This is a genomic window from Puniceicoccus vermicola (genome assembly GCF_014230055.1).
GTDB classification, from domain to species: domain Bacteria; phylum Verrucomicrobiota; class Verrucomicrobiia; order Opitutales; family Puniceicoccaceae; genus Puniceicoccus; species Puniceicoccus vermicola.
In genome coordinates, this window is sequence record NZ_JACHVA010000126.1 from 40,345 (window position 1) to 62,608 (window position 22,264).

Genomic DNA, 22,264 nt, shown 5'->3' on the forward strand with positions numbered 1-22,264 from the left:
AGGATGAGCGGACGATTTGAAAGCCGTTCTTTTCGTGCGGAGTCTTTGCCACCTTGGCGTTCTTGGGTCTCACGCCTTTCGGGCGTGGCCTGTTTTCTCTCGGCGGGTATGTCCGGGATCGCCATTTGGCGGGAACCCACGGCCCTGGGGGTCGTTGTCTTTGGGGTCTGCACGATTGCCGGAGCGATCCTGATCGCTCTTCCCGAGTATTTTCGTTATTACGCGGCTTTGAAGGAGACGCAGCCCCTGCCGGATCGGGTCGAGGAGGCGTTCGAAGAGACTTATGATAATCTACGGGAGATCCGGGACGCTTTGGAACGTCTGGGGGAGGTCGTCGCTGTCCAGGAAAAGGAATTGCAGGAGAAGCACGATTCTGCCCCGGGGTCAGCCGCGATTTCGGACGAGTGGAAGGAGGAAATTGAGGAGGCTGTGACTCGGTTGCGGTTGGATTGCGATTCGATCGAGGATCGCCTGCGGCCCATTCTTCCCGACGACGAGAAGAGTCCCTCCAGAACCCTGCCGGCAGGAATGTTGGCTCGCGCTTTGTCAGGGGCGGGAAAAGGAAAAGGGTTTCCCATTTCGAGGAACTCCGAGGAGAAGGATTGAGGCAAATGGACCGGATAGGCGTCGATTCACCAAATTCTCGGGACAACGATGGGCAATGATTTTCAGGCGGCTCGGCTCGCATCGGGCCTGGACGTTCGGGCGATTGCCGCAGTGGCCCGCAATCGGGTGATCGGGAGAGACGGGCAACTGCCCTGGAACCTTCCTGAAGACCGGCAATACTTGGAGGATTGCGTCCGCGGTGGCATCGTCATCGAGGGGCGGCGGTGCTATGAATCGCGAGGGAAGGCTTTCCCGGGAGCTGAGCGCACGGTCGTGTTGAGCAGCCGGGAAGATTGGTCTCCGGAGGACGCATCTGTGTGTTCTTCTCTGGAGGATGCCTATCAGCTTCTCCAAGGAGAGACTCGACCGGTATGGATTCTGGGAGGCGAGCGTCTCTACCACGAAAGTCTAACCCATTGGCGGCGGTTGTTCCTGACTTTGATTCACGAAGATTTTGAGGGGGATACTCTTTTTCCTGACTGGAAACAGCGCTTTGTGAAACAGATTCGTCGCAATGACTCACATCAGGGCGATTTGCGCTATTCCTTCCTTGTCCTCGCTCCGGTTGAGGATGAGAAGGAATGCGCACCATGAAGATTGTCCTGATTACGGAGACGTTTCCTCCCGAAGTGAACGGCGTCGCGATGACCAATCAGCGACTGGTTCGGGGTCTTTTGGCCAAGGGCCACGAGGTCGTTCTGGTCAAGCCGGGTAAGAAAAAGGAAGCCGGGGAGCAGGAATCCGGGTGGTCGGTGGTGCCGATCTTCGGCGTGCCGATCCCCAACTATCAGGGTTTGCGATTTGGTCTGCCGCGTCCCGGTAAGTTGAAAGGTCTCCTGCGGAGGGTGCAGCCTAGTGTTGTTCATGTTGCGACGGAGGGCCCCCTCGGTGTGTCGGCGATGCGGGCGGCGCGCAAGTTGGGGATTCCGGTCACTTCCACCTTCCATACGAATTTTCAGGACTATTGTGCGGATTATGGGTTTCCCTTCCTGGAGAAATGGGCGATGCGCTACCTGCGCTGGTTTCACAATTCCTGTGTCCTGACCACGGTTCCAGACCCCGGATTGATAGAGCGCCTGAGGACGAATGGGGTGAAGCACTTGGAATTGTTGGGGCGCGGTGCCGATACGGCTCTTTTTGCTCCGTCGCGCCGGGATGAAGGCCTTCGGCGGGAGTGGGGGGCCTCACCGGAAGATCCCGTTGCCATCTATGTCGGTCGCGCTGCAGCCGAAAAGAACATCCCGCTGGCGTTGGAGGCGTGGCAACGGGCCCGGGTAAAGTGTCCGGCCCTGAAGATGGTCGTGGTCGGTGATGGGCCAGTTCGCCGGAAATTGGCGAAGCGTTGGCCGGATGTTGTTTTTGCCGGGATGCGGTACGATGAAGATCTCGCCCGCCACTACGCGTCGGCGGATTTGTTCATTTTCGGAAGCACTTCTGAGACTTTTGGCAATGTTGTGATTGAGGCTTTGTCCAGTGGATTGGTCGTGCTGACCTACGACTACGCGGCCGGCCATCAGTTCATTGATTCGGGAGAGAATGGCTATCTTGCCCCCCTGGATGATCGGGAAGCCTTTTGCGGGCAGACTGTGGAGCTGGTCGAGGGCCGGGATGACTGGTCGAAGATCCGGGAAGAGGCTCGATCGACCGCGGAGTCCTATCCCTGGCAGAATACTATCGACCGATTTGAAGGAATGCTCGTCCGTGCGGCCCAAGGAGGAATTCCGGAAGAAGATTCCTTGAGCGCAGCGTATGCCACCCCTACGGTGGGGGAATGAAGGTATTTGTCTTCGGAGCGTCGGGCCTGGTGGGGTCGGCAATAGCCCGGGCCTGTGTAAGGCGCCGGATCGATACGTTTACGTTTGTCGGAAGCCGTGGATCCGGAGTGTCGGGTGTGGTTTCGGAGAGATCGGTCGATATTACGGATCGGGAAACCATCGAGCGGCTCATCTTGGAGGAGTGGCCGGATGTTGTCATCAACGCGGCCGCTGTCAGTAGCCCCGGCGATGTTGATCAGAATCCGGCTCTGGCGGAGAAGATCAACGTGGCTTTCCCCCGTCAGTTGGCCATGTTGACGCGCCACCTCGGCGCCCAGTTTATTCACTTTTCGACCGATATGGTTTTCGATGGCGATGTCGGAGGATATCGCTCCACTGCTACCCCGAATCCACTCAGCCTCTACGGCCAGCTGAAATTGATGGCGGAGCGTGAGATCTTAAAGTTTAACGACGAGCGCCCAGTCGTTCTCAGAATCACTATCGTCAACGGCAATAGCGTGAGCGGACAGCGTAGTGTCCACGAAAAGTTGCTGGGGATGGTGGCTGCAGGCGAAAAGCCTCGGCTTTTTACCGATGAAATTCGGCAGCCATGTTCCGCGAGCAATGTTGCCGAGGTCGCGGTCGAACTCGCGGAGCGTAACGATCTTCATGGGATCTTTCACTGGGCGGGAAGCGATCCTGTGTCCCGTGCCGATCTGGGACGAGCGGTGATGAGGCGTTTTGGACTCTCGGAAGATCATATAGAGGCGGTCGAGGCCGCTTCTTTGGAAGGGAATAGCAAACGTCCGGCGAATCTAACCCTGGAACTCGAGCCCTTGGCAGGGAAATTGAAGACCCAGCCCGCCTCCTTGGCGGCTCAAATGGAAGAACTTCAGCCTCCTGCTCACCTCTATCGCTGGATTCGCGAGAACGGGAAGCTCTGATATAGTTTTTTCAGATTGCGGATGGGTAAATATCCGCAATGGTCCGCCATCCCTCTCGAACGCTTCCACAGGTTTGGAAGGGCCGGGCTCATTGTGCAGCGGGCATCGGTGCTGAAGGTTGGATGGGTTCCTGATCGCTTGGTGACATCTCTGGATGGAGGGAGAGCTGCGGATTTCTCGATAAAGGACCATTCTGAAAAGAGCGCGGGGAAAAGCTTTCTGTTGGAGCGCGGAATTCATTCCGCCCCGATCGAGTGGCCGCGAAAGGAGTGTGCTTTCTCGAAATGGTTGGCAAGGCGGAGAGGGGCCGTGGGAGCTAGAATGAACTTTGTTCACCATAATGCGACATCCCGAAGAGGTCTCGTAGAAGAGATCTGTCTCGAGGGGTCCCAATCATAGTGGGACTCAAAATCCCAACCTATTCAGTGGGACACTTGAGTATCGCTGCAGGCGCGTGGAGTTCATGGGGCAGTCGTAGCCGATTCGTAGGATAATCACGGAAAGGAGGGTGGGGGCGCGGTGCTTCAGCCCGCGTTTCCGATAGGTGTTTCCGGTATGTTTTGTACCTATGCAGGCAGGCTCAATCGCTGCGCTTCCGGAAGCTTGAAGAAAGTGGGTTCGTCTCGTTCCAAAAAACTCCCGCCCTAAAAATGTACACTCAAGGCACTCTTTTGAGGGCGACCGGAATTGACACCGAGGGGAGGCTCTCCGAGAATCCTTGGAATTTGGGTAAAAAAGAGGGGCGCGGTCTACCCCAAAACCGCGCCCCATTTAGCTTTCTGCTTTATTGTTACCCCAATCTCCCTTTACGGGAGAAAGTTTTAAACTTGTTATGATGCAGAGAATGCTGATCCCGGTTGTTGATGCAAGAGAAAAAATCCAAAAAAATCATTTTTTTTCGAAAACCGGGAAAAGACCCTTTGAATCAGGGCTTTCTGCTGGTTGACAGGGGGAGGCTTTTGGCCGATTTTTTGTGCAATGGAGCAGCAGCCGCACGATTCGAAGACCGATCCGAAGATTTTCCTCACGAAAATCATCGGAGGGAAGGTGTTTACTTCGGTAGTAGATAAGGCCGATGCGGAGGATTCTATCCTCAAGGCCCCGGGGTATTCCCTGATTGCGGATGGAGAGAACTTGGGCCGGGTGAAGAATCGGATCACGATTGAGTGTCCGGCCTGTGGATGCTCGAAGGAGAAGTTTGAGGAGACGGGCCGTTTCGGATGCCCGGAGTGTTATAAGGCATTTGGCCCATTTTTGTCTCCAGTCTTGCGGAAAATGCATAAAGGGCTGCGACACGTCGGGAAGATACCACGGCGTCGGCTGAGTCCTCCGGTCATTGAGGAGCGGGTTCGCCTGCTGACTCTCGACCTCGAACAGGCCGTAAAGATTGAAAATTACGAGGGTGCCGCGGAATTGCGGGACGAAATCCGATCCTTGCAGTCACTCTTGAACTCGGATTCGTGAATCGAGGTATTCGCACCGCGATCCTTTTGGCGATCGCCTTCGTTTTAGCTTTCGCAGCCCTGATTCTGTGGATGCCGGAGTCGTTTATGCACGATGCAATCCGGATCGGGAAAGATCTTTGGAGTCAACTGGGCGATCACCCAGTTCTCTTATACTCTCTCATTGTGGTCCTCCCGGCATTTCCTATCCCGCAGACTCCGTTTCTGATATTGGCCGGGATGGTGTTCTCGGAGGCGCTGGGGGAAGGCTTCGGTGCCGCGGTCGCCGCCAGCGCGGTGGCCCTCAATATTCTCTGGTCCTATTTCCTCACCGTGGGGCCCCTTCATTCCCTCGCTGAGAAGATTCTCGCCCGTTTTGAATACAGTGTGCCGAAAATTCCGCCCGAGGATCATTTGAAATTTTCCTTTCTGGTCCGGGTGACCCCGGTTTTCCCTCTCTGCGTGCAGAACTACCTTTTGGGGCTATTAAAGGTGCCCCTCGCCAAATACTTATTGGCGAGCTGGACGACTCAGGTTCCGTTGGCTTTTGCCGTCGCTCTCACTGCCGGAGCGATTCTGGAAGGAAATCTGGCGGTGGTCCTGGTCGCGGTCGCGGTTCTCCTTTTCCTCGTGATTGGTCTCAAGTGGGTGCGCCGTCGGTTGCGGAAAGACCCGGAACTGGAAGGGCTCGACGAAGAAATGGGAGTCGAAGATCACTCGAGCCAGCCCCTGGAATCATGAGCCGTGGACCGGAGAGCGCAATCGGCGTAACCGAGTTGACCCGTTCCCTGAAACGAGTGATCGAGGATGGGTTTCCGGCGGTTTGGGTTCGTGGGGAGATTTCCAATCTGCGGAAACAGCCGAGTGGGCATTGTTATTTTTCCCTGAAGGATTCGGGGAGTCAGATTTCGGCGGTTCTCTTCCGCGGGAATGCCTTGCGGGTGGAATGCGAACCGGGCGATGGGCGTCAGGTCTTGGCCTTTGGGGAACTTTCGGTCTACGAGCCGCGGGGGACCTACCAGATCATCATCCGTGAAATGATCGAGGACGGGATTGGCCGACTGCAGCGGGAGTTCGAGCGCCTGAAGGAAAAAATGCGGCGCGAGGGGTTGTTTGACGATTCACGGAAAAAGGCGCTTCCGGCGCTGCCCTTGAAGGTCGGCGTTGTGACCTCGGCCAGTGGAGCTGCCATTCGCGACATGATCAGTGTTTTCCGCCGGATGGACTGGCCGGGCAGTCTCCGGATTTTCCCCTCATCCGTGCAAGGGTCAGCGGCGATTCCCTCTCTGGTCCGGCAGATCGAGCGGGCGGGGCAGATGAAGGATCTCGATCTCCTCGTGGTCGCCCGGGGAGGGGGGAGTCTCGAGGATCTCTGGTGCTTTAATGATGAGAAAGTGGCGCGAGCCTTGGGGGATTGCCCGATTCCGACGATTTCAGCCATTGGACACGAAACCGATGTGGTCTTGACCGATTTTATTGCCGATCTCCGTAAAGAAACCCCGACAGGGGCAGCCGAGTGGATCAGTAGCGTTGTCGCCCGGGTCGTTCGCGATCTTGAGGCGACGGGAGTCGATTTGGTCCGGGCGGGGAGAGAATTGTTGCGATCCCGGTTGGCCGACCTGGAACAAATCCGAACCCGAACGGTGGCGAGGCCGTTTCTCAGGCAAATTGAAAGCAACTCCCAGAGACTCGACGAATGGCGGGACCGGATTCTCCGGACGGTCGAGCAGGGATTTGCCCAGAAGTGGAATGAGAAGGATCAGTTGAAGAACCGCCTGAAATTGCGAAGCCCCGACCGAATGCTAGCCCTGCGGAAGACGGATTTCGCAACGATCCGGAAGCGGCTGCAGCTGGTGGTGGATCGGAGGGCCAAGGAGAAGAAGGAAAAGGTGGAACACCTGATCCCAGCTCTCCGTGCCGGCGGTTTGGATCATACCCTTCGTCGGGGATTTGCAGTGGTCCGGGACGAAAAAGGTGAACCGCACAAGAAAGCGGCGGATTGGAAGGTCGGGGATACGCTCTCGATCCAGTTCCAGGATGGTCGGGTCGAGGCCCGAGCAGAAAAGATCGATCCGAAGGCGAAATAGCTTTCGGAGAATGGTTCGTAATTCCGCGCTTGCCCTCGTCCCGTTTGATCGTTGGTTCAAGGCATGGCTTTGGATCGCTTAAAAGGTATCAAAGATCAATACGATGTGATCGTCATTGGTAGCGGGCTCGGTGGGCTCACTGCCGCGAACACGCTGGCAAAGGCGGGACGGGCGGTATTGGTCTTGGAGCATCATTACCAGCTCGGTGGGCTGGCCACATGGTTTAAGCGGCCCCGCGGGCATATTTTCGATATCTCCCTGCACGGATTTCCTTTCGGCATGCTCAAATCCTGCCGGAAGTATTGGACCAAGGAAATTGCCGATTCGATCGTTCAGTTGAAGGACGTCCGCTTCATCAATCCTCAGTTTGATGTTTGGACGACTTTTGATCGTCAGGATTTTAGCCGGATTCTTGAGGAGGAATTCAAGGTGCCCCGGGCCACCGTTGAAGCCTTCTTCGAACACCTTCGTGCGATGAACTACTACGACCGGGATAATCGCACCACCGGCGAAATGTTCGAGGAATTTTTCCCCGGTCGGTCGGATGTGAAGCGACTCCTCATGGAGCCCATCGCATATGCCAATGGTTCTTCGGAAAATGATCCCGCGATTACCTTTGGCATTGTCTTCTCGAATTTCATGAGCAAAGGCGTCTTCACCTTCCAAGGAGGAACGGACGTCTTGGTCGGGAAGATGGAAGAAGAATTGAAGGCCAACGGCGTCGACATCCGGAAAAAGGTCCTCGTGGAAAAAATCGAAGTCGAGGAGGTCGACGGACTTCCGCAGGTGAGGGGAGTGACGGCCAACGGTAGATTCATCCCCGCCAAAGCAGTGGTTTCCAATGCCAACGTAAAGAACACGACCCAACGGTTGGTCGGAACTGAACACCTCGATCCCGAATACGCCAAAGCCGTGGATGCCGTACGGGTTAACACCAGCTCTTGCCAAGTCTACATGGGGCTCCGCAAAGGTGAGTCGATCGAGAACATCGGTGACCTGGTCTTCACTTCGGCCGCAGAAAAATTCTCAAGCGACGAGTTGACCGACCTCCACACCACCAGCCGGACCTTTTCCGTCTACTACCCGGACATGCGCCCGCACCTGGACCCTCCTCGCTACTCGGTAGTCGCCTCACTCAATGCCAAATGGTCAGACTGGGCCGACCTCGACGACGAAAGTTACGAACGGGAGAAAACGAGACTCTGCGAAGAATCCATTCAATCCCTGGAAACCTACCTCCCGGGAATCCGCCAAAAACTCGACCACGTAGAAGCCGCCACCCCCCGCACGGTCAATCACTATACCCGACACATCGGCGGAACCTCCTTCGGCACCAAATTCGAAGGTCTCCAAGTCTCCATGGACCTCCCCGAAAAAGTCCCCGGTCTCTATCACGCCGGGAGTGTAGGCATCATCATGTCCGGTTGGCTGGGAACAATCAATTACGGGGTCATCGTCTCCAGTAAAGTCGACCGCTTCCTCGGATAGAACTAAGTGACACGAAGTCTATGCCAGAAGCTAAATAGGATAAAATAGGGGTCAGGGTTAAAATGATTGACTGACTGATTCGAATCCTATCTTTTTGAGGTATGAGGCGTAGGAGACAGGTTGAGCAGGAGGGTGCGAATGGGTACTATCACTTGATGAGCCGGACCGTGAATGGGGAGGCTCTCTTTGGGGATCGGGAGAGAGAGGTTCTTCGGAAGATGATTTGGCAGGTCGCTGAGTTTTCCGGTGTTCGAGTGGTGACTTATGCGGTCATGAAAAATCATTTTCATCTCTTAGTTGAGGTTTCTGGGGTGGAGAGCGCGATTTCTGATAAAGAATTGGTTCGTCGTTACCAGATTCTCTATCCCGGGCCCACCCCTTGGCAGGGGATGTCACCGGAGGTTTTTCGGTCTCATTTGGCCGAGGGCACGCGAGAAGGGCAAGATATGAGGGCGTCGTTGATTCGCCGGATGAATGATGTTTCGGAAATGATGAAGACCCTGAAGCAGCGGTTTTCGCTCTGGTATAATCGTTCTCATGAGAGGTTTGGACCGCTCTGGTCGGATCGGTTTAAGAGCGTCCTGGTCGAGGGAGATCGTTGGGCTCTGCGAACGGTTGCAGCCTACATTGATTTAAATGCGGTGCGTGCGGGGCTGGTCGAGGATCCGAAAGATTATCGATTTTGTGGATATGGCGAGGCGATTGGAGGCGGGAAGCTGGCTCGCCAAGGTCTTGCGGTGATTGAGAAGGATCTCGCTGGGTATCGGCAGACGCTTTACGGTGCCGGATCGGAAGAGAGGTTGGACAAAGTTTCGATCAGTCGAGAGGAAGCCTTGCGGGTTCTGGAGGAGGAGAAGGGGAAGCTGCCTTTGGCCGTGGTTCTTCGCTGCCGGGTGCGTTATTTTACCGATGGCATGATTCTGGGTTCGCCGGATTTTGTGGAGCGGCAGCTGAAGCATAGTCCGGATGATCGGAAGAGGGCGCGAAAGCCCCATGCGATGAAGGGGGCAGAATGGTCAGGATTGTCGGTCGGCACGGGGTTGCGGAAGAATCTGTTCGGATAGAGTTTGGCAGGTCAGGAGCTCTTCGAGATCTGGGATTCCGGCGTTGCCGTCTCGATGCCGATCCGATTCTGTCTTCTTGGATGGATGAACCAGTGGGAAGCGAAGTAGCGAGTATGCAGGGCGGTCGCCGCTTTGAGGTGACGACTCAGGAAAATGTTCGTTTGGATCGCTGGTTGTCTGGTCAATTACCCGGTTTTTCCCGGTCCCGATGGCAGAAAGCGATTCGTAGTGGCGAGGTGAAGGTCGACGGTCAAAAGGTATCCCCACGGGAGATGCTTTCTACGGGCCGGATTGTCGAGATTGCCGCAAGCGCGCTTTCTATGGAAGATGACTCGGAGCATCCTCCCGAGCCTCAGCGTTTACCATTGGACGTGCTTTGGGAAGACGACGATATTTTGGTTATCAACAAGGCCCCAGGGATGGTGGTGCATCCGGGCAATGGTTGTCGGGATGGCACGGTGGCCAATGCCGCGTTGGCCCACTGTGGCTCCTTGCCGAATCTTGGAGATCCTCTGAGACCCGGGATTGTTCATCGCTTGGACAAGGAAACTTCGGGGGTGTTGATCCTGGCGAAGTCGGTTCGTGGTGGGGCCGGACTCTTCGAGCAGTTCAAGGAGCGCAATCTTGAAAAAGAGTATCTGGCAGTCATCCAAGGAGTCCCGCTGGATGATGAAGGAACCTGTGAAGGGAAAATTGGGAGGCACCCCGTGCGTCGAACGCGGATGGCCGTCACCGAGGATGGTCGACCTGCCGTTTCCCACTGGACGGTCATGGGTGCTTCGATGGCCGATAATTGGGCCTGCGTCCGAGTGAAAATCGAGACGGGTCGTACCCATCAAATTCGGGTTCATCTTTCCGAAGCGGGTTTTCCTCTCGTTGGAGATCCCTTATACGGGTATCGTAAGAATCGATCCGGTGGATTGTCACGAAAGGCGGAACGAGTTCTCCTTCACGCAGCCCGATTGACTTTTCATCATCCGGTCGACGAGCGGAAACTCACAGTGGAAGCGTCGATCCCGATGGACATGCAGCCCTTCTGGGAGGAGGTCTGTGGAGGATAGTTCCGAGATTATTGCCACAATCGCCCATTCCAGGCGGTTTTCGTGGGATCCATATTCTCGAAGCGAATGTAGGTGGTCGGGGGGGGCGAACCAATCAGCCTCTCCAGCATTTTGGACAAAGGGGGAGTGAGGCTTTTGATTTGCTCGCGACTGATATCTGGACTGGATAGGGTGACGAGTGTCGATGGCCCAGTTTGATTCCCCAGTGCGATTTGAGAATAGCAGTAGACGATTTGGATAAACGAGCTGTTGCGGTTGAGCGTTTTCGAGAGTAACTCGGTAACCTTGATTGAGAATTCAGCAAAGCTGGTCTCATCTTGGGGAATATTGCTATGGATATGGAGAATCGACATCTCTCAAAAGTAAGTAATTTGTAATCATTTTGTTAATTTATGGACGATGACTCAAACTTAAAATCTGACGAAAATGCATCGCCGGAGAAGAAGGGGATTCCGCTGCGTTGGATTCTCTATGCAATTCTGACCTATGCCTTCTTTCAGACTCTTTACATCTGGTGGCAGGTGAGAGGTGCGTGAGGGAGATCCCAGCTTCATTCCGGCCGGAGGGGCGCTGTACTTGCACGTCCCGTTCTGCTCGTCGATCTGTGATTTCTGTGCCTTTGACAAGGCTCTTCCCTCTCCGGGAGATTGGGATCTGTATCGAGACAGTCTGAGCCGGGAGTGGGAATCGGTCCAGTTCGAGGGAGGAATGAGTAGTGCCTTCTGGGGCGGGGGCACTCCTGGGCTTTTAAAGGCTTCGGACATTCGGAAGATTGGGGCGAAGTTCCAGGAAGTCCTCGAACCGGGGGCGGAGTGGACGGTTGAGCTTACCCCCCTTTGTCCAACTGCGGAAAAACTCGCAGCTTGGCGGGAAGTAGGGGTTAACCGGCTCTCTCTCGGAGTTCAGTCCTTTTCGCCGCGATTGTTGGAGGCCATGGGACGCCCGTATTCGACCGAAAAGATTCCCCAGATCGTCGAGAAGATCCGGTCGGCCGGATTTCGAAAGCTGAATATCGACCTGATTATCGCATTCCCTGGTCAAACGCGGGAAGAATTGCAGATGGATCTCGAGAGAACGGTTTCTCTGCAGCCCGATCATATCTCGGTCTACTGTCTTACCTTGGAGGAGGATACAGCCCTTTATACTCGATTGACGCGATCGGGGCACAGGCCGGATGCCGAGGAAGAGGCGGAGCTTTACGAAATGGCTTGGGGATTTTTGGAGGAAAAAGGTTACGCTCAGTACGAGGTGTCGAATTTCGCCCGAGAAGGTTCTCAGTGTGAGCACCATCTAAATGTCTGGAGGATGGGAAATTGGCGTGGATTTGGACCTTCGGCAGCGTCTCAGCTCGGGGAGTATCGATTCCACAATCCTCACGAACTCCAGCGGTGGGCCGATTTTGTTCCCTGCGACAAAATGGAGGACTACCCTGGAAGGCAGCGAACGGTGGGAGACGACCGGGTTCGCGAGAGAATCGTATTCGGGTTGAGGATGAATGAAGGAATTCCTTCGCAGGCGATTGAAGCGCTCTCAGAGGAAGGTCAGCAGTCGCTGAAAATTTTTCTGCAGCAGATTGAAAACGAGGGGTATTTGAACCGTTCTGGAGGACGGATTTCGCTGACTTTGGCGGGTCGTCTTGTCGCGGATGAAATTTCTCGTTGGATACTCTCCTAACTTTTACTTGCACGCGACTTTAGGAGGGGGTAAAGCCTGAAAGTAGTTTATGAACCGCCTTTCTTTTTTGTTCCCCGTTTTTGGGATAATTTTGCTGATAACCGGTTGCGGTGTCACAGTTGAAAATCTCACTCCGGCTCGTGTTCCTCAAAACCCATCGGGAATCTACACGATTACCATGCAAGCCGAAGCGAAGGGGGGCGCGGTGCGCAAGAGCACTCTTCAAGGGAATATTGTTATCGATGGGGAAACCCTCCCCATGGAGCGCAATCCGGCGGACCCGAACCTCTTCGATTTTGATTACGTAATGCCGGACGACCAATCCGAGGCAGCCTTCTACTTCATCTTGAACTACAACGTTCTCGGTGGCTCCAAAGAAAAACCGAAGCAATCGATTTCCAAGCTCTACACCTTCCAGCTCGTAAACAAATACGTGATTCAATTGCAGGTAGACCGAGCTCCTGTGGGTCGACCTGTTACGGTTTTGGGCCGTCGTTTCTTCCGGTCGGACAAAATTGTCATCGGGGGTGTCGAAGCGGAAACTCGTTTTAAGTCGGACAACGAAATCGAATTCTTGGTTCCTCCGCTTCCAGCGGGTGAATCCTATTTCGTGCAGTTGCAGACCGATGGACGTATGGTCCCGATTGGGAACTTCATGATCGACCTCTCCCTCCTGAAGGTTGCGCCGAAGAGTCTGGCCTTTGCATCCGGGGAAACGGCCGTTCTCGTCTTCTCGGTGGACTTTGATGCACCTGCTGGTGGTTTGGCCGTCCGTATCACGACCGATATTCCTCAGTCGGTGATCATGCCTGAAGTCATCATCCCCGGAGGCAGCCGTTCGGTGAGCGTCGCTATCGAGGGTGGACGTCCGGGGCAAGGGGCACTGTTTGCAGACGTGCCGGGCATGAAGGAAGTTACGATCCCGATTTCGGTCACCGAGTAATCGGAGACCGGATGCGGGCCTCCGTCCGGGGGCGAGTAGACCTTTTCTTCACTAGCGGCTCGGCCGCAGGGGAAGGAGTTCAGGCTTAGTGAAAATCCTCTAGCGTCGGATCTGGAAAGATCCGAGAGAGGATTCGCAGGGGTGGGATTGCTGCTGGGTATCCCGAATATAATCGGAGAGTCGTTCACCCACCGCTTCGACGAATTCCTTTGTTTCGGTGGGATCTCCTTGGGCAAGTAGATGGACTCGGCCATCGGAAAGATTTTCGACGAATCCGGTGACCTCGTATCCTTTCGCGACCTTGAGCGTCTCGTAGCGGAAGCCGACTCCTTGGACCAACCCGGAGAACCATACCTCGGTCTCTATCTTTTGTTCAGACATGACTCCATGATTTGTCCGGAATCCGACTCTGAGACCAGCGAATCTTTTGAAATTAGGAAAATAGGGGTCAGGGATAAAATAATTGACTTGGTGGAATGGTCATATGGATCGAGAAGGGGAACTTTTCGCGAGGATTAGGAGGGGTGAAAACCGAAGCATTTTGCGTTTTGGTCGTGCGGGCATCTGAGAATAAGAGATACAAGATATAGTGTTATTAAGCAGCTAGATTTCTATATCTGGTGGTTTTGACGCCAATTCATCTTATTTTAGCCCTTTTCTATGAAGACAAAAGCATCACAAGATTCCTCACAAACTCCGTACCACACGGCTCTTAGCGTCGATCGCTATTTCTCCTCGGAAGACTGTCACCCCTACGACGAAATAAAATGGGATTCCCGCGAAGCGGTCATCACCGGAGATCGGGGGGAGGAGATCTTCAAACAAGCGGGAATCGAGGTTCCGGCTGAGTTTTCCGACCTGGCGACGAAGATTCTCGCCTCCAAGTATTTCTACGGAGATATCGACATGGGTCGGGATCCTTCGGCAGGAGGACGGGAATCGTCCCTGAAACAGGTTCTGGACCGGGTCTGCGGGACGATCGCTCAATGGGGGCGCGAGGATGGCTATTTTGCTGACGAGAAGGCTACGCGGGTTTTCCGGGAGGAATTGACGGCTCTCTGCGTCACGCAGAAGGGTGCCTTCAATTCTCCGGTATGGTTCAACCTCGGTCTCTACCAAGCGTATGGGATCGGAAAGGATTCGGCGAAGGGCAATTTTTACTGGAATCCCGAGTTGGAGGCCGTAGCACGGGCCGAGAGTCAGTATGAGTATCCGCAGTGTTCGGCCTGCTTTATCCAGAAAGTGGATGATAATCTTGAGTCGATCATGGATCTGGCTCGCGCCGAAGCGATGCTCTTCAAGTTCGGCAGTGGAAGTGGCACCGACCTCTCCTCCATCCGTTCGAGTCGGGAAAAGCTCTCCGGCGGGGGCCATCCGAGCGGGCCACTCAGTTTCCTCGCGGTCTACGATTCGGTGGCCGGGGTGGTCAAAAGTGGGGGAAAGACCCGGCGTGCGGCTAAGATGAACGTCCTCAAGGACTGGCATCCGGATGTTGAGGAGTTCATCGACGCAAAGATGAATGAGGAAAAGAAGGCCTGGGCGTTAATCGAGCAGGGCTACGATCCAAGTTTCAACGGCGAAGCCTACGGATCGATTCGTTTCCAGAACGAGAACCTCTCGATCCGCGTCTCGGACGATTTCATGAAGGCCGCCAGTGGGGAATCGGAGCCGACTTGGTGGACGAAGCGGGTTTCGGACGGATCCAAATGTGAGAAAAAGGACGCCAAAGCCCTTTTCCGAAAGATTGCCGAAGGGACTCACCTCTGCGGCGACCCCGGCCTCCAGTTCGACGATAGCATTGACCGTTGGCATACTTGCAAGGGTTCCGGGCGACAGAATTGCACCAACCCGTGCAGCGAGTATCTCTTTCTCGACAATTCCGCCTGCAATCTGGCGAGCATCAACCTGATGAAGTTCATGAAGGATGGAGAGTTCGACGCTGAGTCCTTCGCACGAGCCTGCCGGATCTTCATCATCGCTCAGGATATCATCGTCGATCGCTCCTCCTATCCGACGGAAGGTATTGCCTACAACTCCCATTGGTTCCGCACCCTCGGGCTCGGATATGCCAATCTCGGGGGTCTGTTGATGAGCCTCGGATTGCCTTACGACAGTGAAGAAGGTCGTGCTTACGCGGCGGGCATCACCGCCGTGATGACCGGAGCCGCCTATAAGGTCTCCACGGAAATTGCCCGGGCAAAGAGTCCCTTTGCCGGATACCACGATGCTCGTCATTACGGAGTCCCAAATCCGCCGATGGCCGATAATGTGGAATCGATGCAGGAGGTGATCGAGATGCACCGTAGTCATGCGGCGTCAATCTCTCCCCGTTGCCCGAAATCGATCTCCGAATTTGCGGTCGACCTCTGGGATGAGGTTAGCCGGGAAGGGGCAGAAGTGGGCTATCGAAACGCCCAAGTCACCGTTCTGGCTCCAACCGGAACCATTGGCTTCCTGATGGATTGCGATACGACCGGAATCGAGCCAGCGATCGGATTGGTGGCCTACAAGCAATTGGCCGGCGGAGGGATGTTGACCTTGCCGATTCAGACGGTCCCCAAGGCGTTGAACAAGCTTGGCTACGACGAACCTGCAATCGAACGGGTTCGCGATTACATCAAAGAGTATGGAACCGTAGAGCCGATTCAGAAAGAAGGAGAAACCCTCGAGAGTGGCATCCGCTCAGAGCATTTGCCGGTTTTTGACACGGCTTTTCGTTCGGGGCTTGGGGAAAGGTCGCTCTCTTGGCGTTCGCACATTCGGATGATGTCAGCGGTTCAACCTTTCCTCAGTGGGGGGATTTCCAAGACGGTGAATATGCCGAACCAGGCAAACATCGACGATATTCGCGACGCTTACATTGATGCTTGGAAAATGGGCATCAAGGGCGTGGCGATCTATCGTGATGGGTCGAAGAGGAGTGCCCCGATCCAGACTCGGAAAGAGGAGGTGAAGGAAGAAAAGGCGGTCCAGATCGTCACTGAACCGTATCGTCGCCGTTTGCCGGATACGCGGGAAGCCGTGACTCACAAGTTCAGCATCGGTGGTTCCGAGGGGTATTTGACCGTTGGCAAATTTGAGGATGGCAATCCGGGAGAAGTCTTCCTGCAAATGTCGAAGGCCGGAAGTACGGTTAATGGCTTGATGGACACGATTGGGATCCTCCTCTCTCTCTGTCTGCAATATGGCGTGCCGCTGGAGACGCTCGTTCGCAAGTTCTCCCACGTTCGCTTTGAGCCGGAGGGCATGAGCAAGAATCGCGATATTCCCATGGCCAAGAGTGTGATCGATTATCTCGGTCGCTGGCTCGGCATGGAGTTCGTTGACGGCTACCGTGCGAAGATGTCTCCAGTCGCTGCCGAGGAGGAGCGACTCGCAAACGATCAAGTGATCGATTCAGCGCAAGAGGATTCTGAGCCCAGTCGCCAGCAACTGGAGTTGTTGACGGAGAGTGAGGGAAATCTCACCTGTCCTGAGTGCGGAAGCCACCGGGTGAAGGTGACGGGCACCTGCGCGTGCTGCCTCAATTGTGGCACCTCTTTGGGGTGTTCCTGAGCGGATCGTTGTCAGGAGATCTGTAGAAATGGCTATCGCCATTCCTCTCCGAGTGTGATCTGGAGCGGAAGCGCGATAGCGATTTCGAGGGATTACTGAGGAGTTCGTGCTTTGGCAGGAGACTGTAGAAATGGCTATCGCCATTCCTCTCCGAGTGTGATTTGGAGCGGAAGTGCGATAGTGATTTCGAGGGATTTCTGGGGAGTTCGCGCTTCGGTTGGGGACTGTAGAAATGGCTGTCGCCATTCCTCTCCGGGTGGGAATTGGAGCGGAATCGCGATAGCTATTTCGATGGATTTCTGGGAAGTTTGCGCTTTGGTCAGGAGATCTGTAGAAATGGCTATCGCCATTCCTCTCCGAGTGTTAATCGGAGCGGAAGCGCGATAGCGATTTCGGGAGATTTCTGAGGAGTTCGCGCTTTGGCAGGGGACTATAGAAATGGCTATCGCCAATCCTCTTCGCGACATGATCTGGAGCGGTTGACTGGATCGTATTCTGCGGTGATTCTTGCGGGGTGAGTGAAACCTATGACGCGATTATCGTTGGAGGCGGGCATAATGGCCTGATTACGGCGGGTTATCTGGTGAAGGCCGGATGGAATGTGGCGGTTTTTGAGCGTCGTCCGATTATCGGAGGAGCGGTTTGCACGGAGGAGGACCGGATCCCCGGCTACAAGATCGACGTCGGTAGTTCGGCCCACATTATGATTCACCAAACGCCCGTCTTGGGCGATTTGGGGTTGGAGCGGTTTGGGCTGGAGTATTTGGAGATGGATCCATGGGGATACGCTCCGTCGCCGAATGGCGGGCCGGCGATTCGTTTCTACAAGGATCTCGAAAAAACTTGTGAGAGCATCGCTGCGGTCAGCCCGTCGGATGCGGAGGCTTATCGAAAGTTTGCCGATGCCTGGAAGGGGATCAATGAGGGGGCCTTGCGGGCTTTTCTGGGAGAGCCAAGCCCATGGAAGCTGTTCAAAGCTTTCTTCGGTCGCTCGATCAAGGGATGTGGACGTATCGAAATGTTGCGGAAGATATTTGGTCCATACGGTCAGCTGGTGGAGGAGACTTTCGAGAATGAACAGTTGAAGACGGCGATCCTCTGGCTGGCCGCGCAGTCGGGACCTCCCCCGGGGGAAATCGCCAGTGGTAATTTCGCCGGTTGGCACGCGATGTATCACCAGAGCGGGATGAAGCGAGCGAAAGGCGGAAGTGGTGCGCTGACGCAGGCCCTGAAGAAGATGATTCTCGCGGGCGGCGGCACGGTCCGCGAGGACGCGCCGGTGCGCCGGATTCTGACGGATGCGAGCGGCAAAAAGACCACGGGGGTGGAATTGGAGTCGGGAGAGCAGTTCGAGGCGAAGACGGTTGTCGCTGCCTGTCACATCAAGACGACGGTGGAGACTCTCCTCGCCGACGCGCCTCTACCCGAAAGGATTCGCAAAGGCGTGGCGAAGCTGCGGATTGGCAATGGATTCGGCATGATTGTGCGATGTGCGATGAGCGGATTGCCGGAATATGCCGGAGAACCACTGAACGGGGGAGCCGGGGATTGTCACCACGGGCTCCAGTTGCTTTGCGGTTCACGGGAGGAGATCGACGATGCCTATGGGGACTTCATGCGGGGGAGACCTCCTGAAAATCCAGTGCCACTGGCGATGACTTTTTCAGCACTCGATCCGACTCTCGCCCCGGAGGGAAAGCACGTCCTCTTCGTTTGGGGGCAGTATCATCCCTATGAACTGCGCAATGGGGAGAACTGGGACGACATCGCGGAGCGCGAGGCGGACAAGCTACTTGCGGCAGTGGACCGCTACGCTCCAGGCACCTCGGAGAAAGTGATTGATCGATACATCCAGACTCCTTTGGAGATCGAGAGACTCCACGGTCACCATCGGGGAAATGTCATGCACTTGGAGATGAGTTTGGACCAAATGTTTTTCTTCCGCCCACTCCCTGAGCTCTCGCGGTATCGTGTCCCGTCAGTAGACGGTCTTTATCTGACGGGTGCCAGCACCCACCCCGGAGGGGGAGTTTGGGGCGCTTCAGGACACAATACGGCGAAGGTAATGTTGAACCGCAAAGGACGCTAATCGGGTCGGCGGAGGGTGGAGCAGCAGTTGCATTTTGGCCACGGGTCGGCTTTGATTTTTGAGCGATGCGCGTCCTGTTTTTGAGCCTGATGAGCTGTCTTACCCTTTGGGGTAGTGATGCAGTTGCCGCAAAAAGCCATCCTCTGCGGGCTTCGGACGTCGATGGCATTGAGAGAATTAACTATAAGGGTTGGGAGGATGCGTATCGTCTCTCCAACGGCACGGTCGAGTTAGTCTTTGTTCCCTCGATCGGTCGCATTATGCGGTACGGCTATATCGACGGAGAGAATTGTCTCTGGGAGAATCAGGAGCTTTGGGGACAGCCTCCGGCCGGAGTCGGGGAGGACTGGAGGAACTTCGGCGGCGACAAGATTTGGCCTTGGCCGATGAGCCGTTGGTTTGACGGCATAACGTTTCTTCCTCCGCGGTCTTGGGACGCAGAGGGATACACTGTGGAAGTGTTGGGTGATCGGAGGCTCTTGGTCAGATCTCTCGGGAACTATGAGGGGAAGTTTCGAGTGGTACGAGAAATCGCTTTAGCCGCGGAAGGATCTCAGGCTTTGGTGAGGTCGCTCTTGGTCGGTCCCGAGGAATCTGTGACGGAACCGATTGCGCTTTGGTCGGTCTCGCAGGTCCCCGTGCCGGAGTTTCTGATCGTTGAAGCGGGAATGGAGAGCGGTCAGTTCAAGCAAATGGAGGTGGATCCCTGGAAGCCGAGCGAGGCTTTTGGGGACGACAGAATTTTCGTTTTTGAATCACCGACCTCGGAGACCCGCGTAAAGGTCGGTCTGAATGGAGACGCGGCTTCAGCGGTCCTCGGAAACACCTTATTTTTTCAAAAACAGGTGGAACCTGAACTTGGGGAAGATGACTGGGAACCCTTTGAACGGCTACAGGTTTTCTGGGAAGGGACCCCTCCACTGTTCTACAGCGAAATTGAGTTTACCTCACCCCGGGTGAGACAGGTGGGGCAGGTCGCTATGACCACGGTTTGGAATTTGCGATCATTTGACGGGGACGTTCCGGATCGAGCCGAGATGATCGCCGAGTTCGAGAAATTGGACGGAGAGATCAACTCATCGACGGTTGCTGTCGATGAAGCTTTCGGCTCGAGAGAATGATGTAGAGCGATTCGACGATGAGCAGGGCACAGAGCGCGCCCATCGCCCCGAAATAGTAACAGGCCGGAACCAGGAGGGCTAGGGAGACGATTCCGCAAACGATACGCAGCCGGGCCGTAAACTGGGCCCCGTCCTCGTCGCGGACCTGAATGGCTAAAGCTTGGATGCTGCTGGTGGTATCGAGGATCGCGTAGAGGATTGCCGGAATCAGGAGAATGGCGGCCGACCGGAATTCCTCTCCGAAGAGGAGGACGAAGGTGAAGCCACCGGCAAGGAGAGTGTAGAGGATACCCGCTACGCCGATGCCGCTGATGAGTGCGTAGCTCAGGCGCAGGTTTCTATAAAAGCGATCGCTCTCTCCTCGTTTCAGTTGAACGGCCAGTCGCGGTCTAAGAATGTTGCTGAAAGCCACGGAGAGAAGTCTCATGGGCCCGATCAGTGTCCACGCGGCCCCGAATTGGGCGACGGTGAGAGTGGTGCTGAAGGTGGCCAGGCTGATCGGCTGCAGACGGGAGCATACAGAGTTGGCGATGGAACCCTTCAGCATAGCGCCGCCTTGTTTTCGAGCCCGCTGGTCCAACAGCTCGACCTCCTGATCTTGGGGACAGTCCTTGGGATTAGGCTGGGAGAGCACCCGCGCCATCCAGAAACTACCGAGAAGGCTCGCGATGAAGAAACTCCACCAGTAGGCGGCATGAGCTTGGTCGCCGATTTGCCAACCGATCAGGATTGCGGCGGCGACGAAGACGATGATTGTGACATCCACGGCGAGCGCCTGAAGCATTTGGAAACGTGCCATCAGGAGGCTGCGCCGGAAGTTTAGCTCAAGACTGGCGAGGCAGGCCCCGATAAACCCGAGATAAATGGAGAACGGAACCTCCTCGCGAAGTACGACCGGGATTGCGACCACCGCAACCACGGTTCCCCAGAGGTAATATCGGCGGAGCCTTGCGTGAGACTTTGCGAAGAAGACTTGGCTGGTCGCCCGGTTTGTGCCCGCTCCCAGGTGAATGAGAGGAGTGATGATAGAAGCCCCCGGAAGCGTCTGAAAAATGACGAGAGCGGAAGTTAGAATGATGTAGTGGGCAAAACTCTCCGCGCCCGCCGTCTTCGCGATGACGATCCCGATCCCCAATCGAAAGAGGGAGAGGAGGGCGCTGTCTGCAAGTGCGAAGAACTTGTCCTTATTGGCGAGAAAGGCTTTCACTGCGAGGCCCTTTGGCTCTGGGGGTGCTCTTTCAGGGTTTTCTCGAAGCAAGAGAGGAGCTGCTCAGCATGGGCTTCGGGAGTGAAGTTCGCTTCGTAATGCTGCCGGGCTGCCAGACCCATTTGTTCCCTCATTTCACTGTCGCTCAGGAGGAGCGTCAGTTTTTCGGAGAGGATCGGCGCGGATCCAACGGGGAAGTGAAATCCCTGCACCCCATCTTTGATGATCTCGGCGGGGGCACCGCAGTTGGAGGCGATGACCGGGCAACCTGCGGAAAAGGCTTCGATCATCCCGAGGCCGAAAGGCTCTGCCCAGCGACTGGGGAAAATCAGAGCTTTCGTACTGTGGAGGAACTCGGTGACCCGCTCTCGGGGTTGTTGGCCGCAGAAGTGAATGCCTGGGATGTTTTCGGCAAGGGTTCTCAAACGCTCTTCATCGGGTCCTTGTCCGACAATTCGAAGAGTCGGAGGTGACTCGGGCGGGAAAAGTTTTGTGAGTATGCGCCACGCTTCGATGGCTACGTCCGTCCCTTTTTCCGGGGTGAGCCGACCGACAAACAAGGCGTCGCTCACCGAGTCCTGATGGGAAATCTGCGATTCCCGGACCGGTCTCTCGCAACCGTTCGGGATGATCGTGATCTTCTCATCGGGAAGACCCATCTTCCGGTGTTGATTGGCGACCTCCTGACTCGGGCATATGTACCGATCGACAGTTTGGGTGTAGGTTCCGTTCGACCAAGCCCTATTGACGGTCCGCATCCATGAGAGACTCCCGATCCGGCTGTTGCGGTAGCATTTGTGCCGGACGGACGGAAGAGTGTGCCCGGGCGTGCAGTCGTGGCAGGATTTTTCTTCCCGTCGAAACGTTCCGCTGGCGCAGCCGATCCGGTAGTTGTGAAGGGTTTGCACGACCGGAATTCCGCAGTCGTGGTGGGCGTCGTAGATGGCAGGGCTGAGAATGGGGAACCAGTTGTGAACGTGGCCGATGTCCGCCTTGTTTTCCTTGAGGAATTGAGAAACTTCTCGGTGAATTTCTCGATTGTAGGGAGTCCTCCATGCGTAACCGATTTTCTGAAAGGCACTTGCCTCGCCAAAAACCTCTGAGTTGCGAACCACAAATGGGAGGACCGTATGGCCCATCGATTCGAGAGTTTTGCACTCCAGCTCGAAGACGACGTCTTCTCCTCCCGGCAGAGCGTAGTAGTTATGAAATACAGCAACGCGCACGAT

The 22,264-nt window shown here is 55.5% G+C and carries 20 protein-coding genes; 16 read left to right on the top strand and 4 right to left on the bottom strand.

Annotated features, from left to right (window positions below; translation table 11 throughout):
- Positions 1 to 3: 3 nt before the first annotated feature.
- The 10 genes from H5P30_RS16135 to H5P30_RS16180 all read left to right on the top strand — a co-directional run bounded on the left by H5P30_RS16135 (position 4) and on the right by H5P30_RS16180 (position 10,446).
- Complete coding sequence (locus H5P30_RS16135; RefSeq protein ID WP_185693944.1) at positions 4 to 606, top strand: hypothetical protein; 603 nt, start codon at positions 4 to 6, stop codon at positions 604 to 606.
- A gap of 48 nt (positions 607 to 654) precedes the next feature.
- Complete coding sequence (locus H5P30_RS16140) at positions 655 to 1,200, top strand: dihydrofolate reductase (protein WP_185693945.1); 546 nt, start codon at positions 655 to 657, stop codon at positions 1,198 to 1,200.
- Positions 1,197 to 2,381: a glycosyltransferase family 4 protein gene (locus H5P30_RS16145; protein WP_185693946.1), complete on the top strand. Its 1,185-nt coding sequence runs from the start codon at positions 1,197 to 1,199 to the stop codon at positions 2,379 to 2,381. Before H5P30_RS16140 ends, H5P30_RS16145 begins: the two co-directional genes overlap by 4 nt.
- On the top strand, positions 2,378 to 3,304 hold the full coding sequence (locus H5P30_RS16150) for an SDR family oxidoreductase (protein ID WP_185693947.1): 927 nt from the start codon (positions 2,378 to 2,380) through the stop codon (positions 3,302 to 3,304). The genes H5P30_RS16145 and H5P30_RS16150 overlap by 4 nt, the downstream gene beginning before the upstream one ends.
- 978 nt (positions 3,305 to 4,282) lie before the next feature.
- Positions 4,283 to 4,768 carry a UvrB/UvrC motif-containing protein gene (locus H5P30_RS16155; RefSeq protein WP_185693948.1) on the top strand — a complete coding sequence of 162 codons (486 nt, stop codon included), beginning with the start codon at positions 4,283 to 4,285 and terminating at the stop codon, positions 4,766 to 4,768.
- A complete protein-coding gene (locus H5P30_RS16160; RefSeq protein WP_185693949.1) occupies positions 4,765 to 5,487 on the top strand; it encodes a VTT domain-containing protein in 723 nt (240 codons plus the stop codon). The genes H5P30_RS16155 and H5P30_RS16160 overlap by 4 nt, the downstream gene beginning before the upstream one ends.
- Positions 5,484 to 6,833, top strand: a complete 1,350-nt coding sequence (gene xseA, locus H5P30_RS16165) for an exodeoxyribonuclease VII large subunit (protein WP_185693950.1) — start codon at positions 5,484 to 5,486, stop codon at positions 6,831 to 6,833. The genes H5P30_RS16160 and xseA overlap by 4 nt, the downstream gene beginning before the upstream one ends.
- Positions 6,834 to 6,896: 63 nt before the next feature.
- Positions 6,897 to 8,321, top strand: coding sequence for a phytoene desaturase family protein (locus tag H5P30_RS16170; RefSeq protein WP_185693951.1), 1,425 nt, complete (start codon positions 6,897 to 6,899; stop codon positions 8,319 to 8,321).
- Positions 8,322 to 8,422: 101 nt separating this feature from the next.
- Positions 8,423 to 9,385 carry a transposase gene (locus H5P30_RS16175; protein WP_185693952.1) on the top strand — a complete coding sequence of 321 codons (963 nt, stop codon included), beginning with the start codon at positions 8,423 to 8,425 and terminating at the stop codon, positions 9,383 to 9,385.
- A 92-nt stretch (positions 9,386 to 9,477) separates the two neighbouring features.
- The gene (locus H5P30_RS16180) at positions 9,478 to 10,446 is read left to right on the top strand and encodes an RluA family pseudouridine synthase (protein ID WP_185693953.1); all 969 of its coding nucleotides are present in this window, start codon (positions 9,478 to 9,480) and stop codon (positions 10,444 to 10,446) included.
- An 8-nt stretch (positions 10,447 to 10,454) separates the two neighbouring features.
- Here H5P30_RS16180 and H5P30_RS16185 read toward each other — a convergent pair whose 3' ends face one another.
- Complete coding sequence (locus H5P30_RS16185) at positions 10,455 to 10,799, bottom strand: phenylpyruvate tautomerase MIF-related protein (RefSeq protein ID WP_185693954.1); 345 nt, start codon at positions 10,797 to 10,799, stop codon at positions 10,455 to 10,457.
- Positions 10,800 to 10,838: 39 nt separating this feature from the next.
- Here H5P30_RS16185 and H5P30_RS16190 point away from each other — a divergent pair, with 39 nt between their 5' ends.
- The 3 genes from H5P30_RS16190 to H5P30_RS16200 all read left to right on the top strand — a co-directional run bounded on the left by H5P30_RS16190 (position 10,839) and on the right by H5P30_RS16200 (position 13,063).
- Entirely contained in the window at positions 10,839 to 10,982 is a 144-nt protein-coding gene (locus H5P30_RS16190) for a hypothetical protein (RefSeq protein ID WP_185693955.1), read from the top strand.
- Positions 10,975 to 12,120, top strand: coding sequence for a radical SAM family heme chaperone HemW (hemW, locus tag H5P30_RS16195; protein ID WP_185693956.1), 1,146 nt, complete (start codon positions 10,975 to 10,977; stop codon positions 12,118 to 12,120). Before H5P30_RS16190 ends, hemW begins: the two co-directional genes overlap by 8 nt.
- 178 nt (positions 12,121 to 12,298) lie before the next feature.
- On the top strand, positions 12,299 to 13,063 hold the full coding sequence (locus tag H5P30_RS16200) for an IPT/TIG domain-containing protein (RefSeq protein ID WP_185693957.1): 765 nt from the start codon (positions 12,299 to 12,301) through the stop codon (positions 13,061 to 13,063).
- A 99-nt stretch (positions 13,064 to 13,162) separates the two neighbouring features.
- On the opposite strand, the gene H5P30_RS16205 is transcribed toward H5P30_RS16200, so the two are convergent.
- Positions 13,163 to 13,444 (bottom strand): acylphosphatase, encoded by a 282-nt coding sequence (locus H5P30_RS16205; RefSeq protein ID WP_185693958.1) that lies wholly within the window; start codon positions 13,442 to 13,444, stop codon positions 13,163 to 13,165.
- 279 nt (positions 13,445 to 13,723) lie between these two features.
- On the opposite strand from H5P30_RS16205, the gene H5P30_RS16210 reads away from it, so the two are divergent.
- From H5P30_RS16210 to H5P30_RS16220, 3 genes are all read left to right on the top strand, one after another.
- Positions 13,724 to 16,618, top strand: coding sequence for a vitamin B12-dependent ribonucleotide reductase (locus tag H5P30_RS16210; RefSeq protein WP_185693959.1), 2,895 nt, complete (start codon positions 13,724 to 13,726; stop codon positions 16,616 to 16,618).
- A 514-nt stretch (positions 16,619 to 17,132) separates the two neighbouring features.
- Positions 17,133 to 18,707 (top strand): FAD-dependent oxidoreductase, encoded by a 1,575-nt coding sequence (locus tag H5P30_RS16215; protein WP_185693960.1) that lies wholly within the window; start codon positions 17,133 to 17,135, stop codon positions 18,705 to 18,707.
- Between the two features lie 65 nt (positions 18,708 to 18,772).
- A complete protein-coding gene (locus H5P30_RS16220) occupies positions 18,773 to 19,828 on the top strand; it encodes a hypothetical protein (protein ID WP_185693961.1) in 1,056 nt (351 codons plus the stop codon).
- Here H5P30_RS16220 and H5P30_RS16225 read toward each other — a convergent pair.
- Positions 19,779 to 21,035 carry a lipopolysaccharide biosynthesis protein gene (locus tag H5P30_RS16225; RefSeq protein ID WP_185693962.1) on the bottom strand — a complete coding sequence of 419 codons (1,257 nt, stop codon included), beginning with the start codon at positions 21,033 to 21,035 and terminating at the stop codon, positions 19,779 to 19,781. The genes H5P30_RS16220 and H5P30_RS16225 overlap by 50 nt on opposite strands.
- The gene (locus H5P30_RS16230) at positions 21,032 to 22,261 is read right to left on the bottom strand and encodes a glycosyltransferase (protein ID WP_185693963.1); all 1,230 of its coding nucleotides are present in this window, start codon (positions 22,259 to 22,261) and stop codon (positions 21,032 to 21,034) included. The genes H5P30_RS16225 and H5P30_RS16230 overlap by 4 nt, the downstream gene beginning before the upstream one ends.
- Positions 22,262 to 22,264: the final 3 nt, after the last annotated feature.

Bases quoted from the DNA above. Each gene is read 5' to 3' on its own strand.
- H5P30_RS16145 (WP_185693946.1), top strand. From the start codon at position 1,197: ATGAAGATTGTCCTGATTACGGAGACGTTTCCTCCCGAAGTGAACGGC.
- H5P30_RS16185 (WP_185693954.1), bottom strand. From the start codon at position 10,799: ATGTCGATTCTCCATATCCATAGCAATATTCCCCAAGATGAGACCAGC.
- H5P30_RS16150 (WP_185693947.1), top strand. From the start codon at position 2,378: ATGAAGGTATTTGTCTTCGGAGCGTCGGGCCTGGTGGGGTCGGCAATA.
- H5P30_RS16135 (WP_185693944.1), top strand. From the start codon at position 4: ATGAGCGGACGATTTGAAAGCCGTTCTTTTCGTGCGGAGTCTTTGCCA.
- xseA (WP_185693950.1), top strand. From the start codon at position 5,484: ATGAGCCGTGGACCGGAGAGCGCAATCGGCGTAACCGAGTTGACCCGT.
- H5P30_RS16190 (WP_185693955.1), top strand. From the start codon at position 10,839: ATGGACGATGACTCAAACTTAAAATCTGACGAAAATGCATCGCCGGAG.
- H5P30_RS16155 (WP_185693948.1), top strand. From the start codon at position 4,283: ATGGAGCAGCAGCCGCACGATTCGAAGACCGATCCGAAGATTTTCCTC.
- H5P30_RS16175 (WP_185693952.1), top strand. From the start codon at position 8,423: ATGAGGCGTAGGAGACAGGTTGAGCAGGAGGGTGCGAATGGGTACTAT.
- H5P30_RS16170 (WP_185693951.1), top strand. From the start codon at position 6,897: ATGGCTTTGGATCGCTTAAAAGGTATCAAAGATCAATACGATGTGATC.
- H5P30_RS16205 (WP_185693958.1), bottom strand. From the start codon at position 13,444: ATGTCTGAACAAAAGATAGAGACCGAGGTATGGTTCTCCGGGTTGGTC.
- H5P30_RS16200 (WP_185693957.1), top strand. From the start codon at position 12,299: ATGCAAGCCGAAGCGAAGGGGGGCGCGGTGCGCAAGAGCACTCTTCAA.
- H5P30_RS16140 (WP_185693945.1), top strand. From the start codon at position 655: ATGGGCAATGATTTTCAGGCGGCTCGGCTCGCATCGGGCCTGGACGTT.
- H5P30_RS16220 (WP_185693961.1), top strand. From the start codon at position 18,773: ATGCGCGTCCTGTTTTTGAGCCTGATGAGCTGTCTTACCCTTTGGGGT.
- H5P30_RS16210 (WP_185693959.1), top strand. From the start codon at position 13,724: ATGAAGACAAAAGCATCACAAGATTCCTCACAAACTCCGTACCACACG.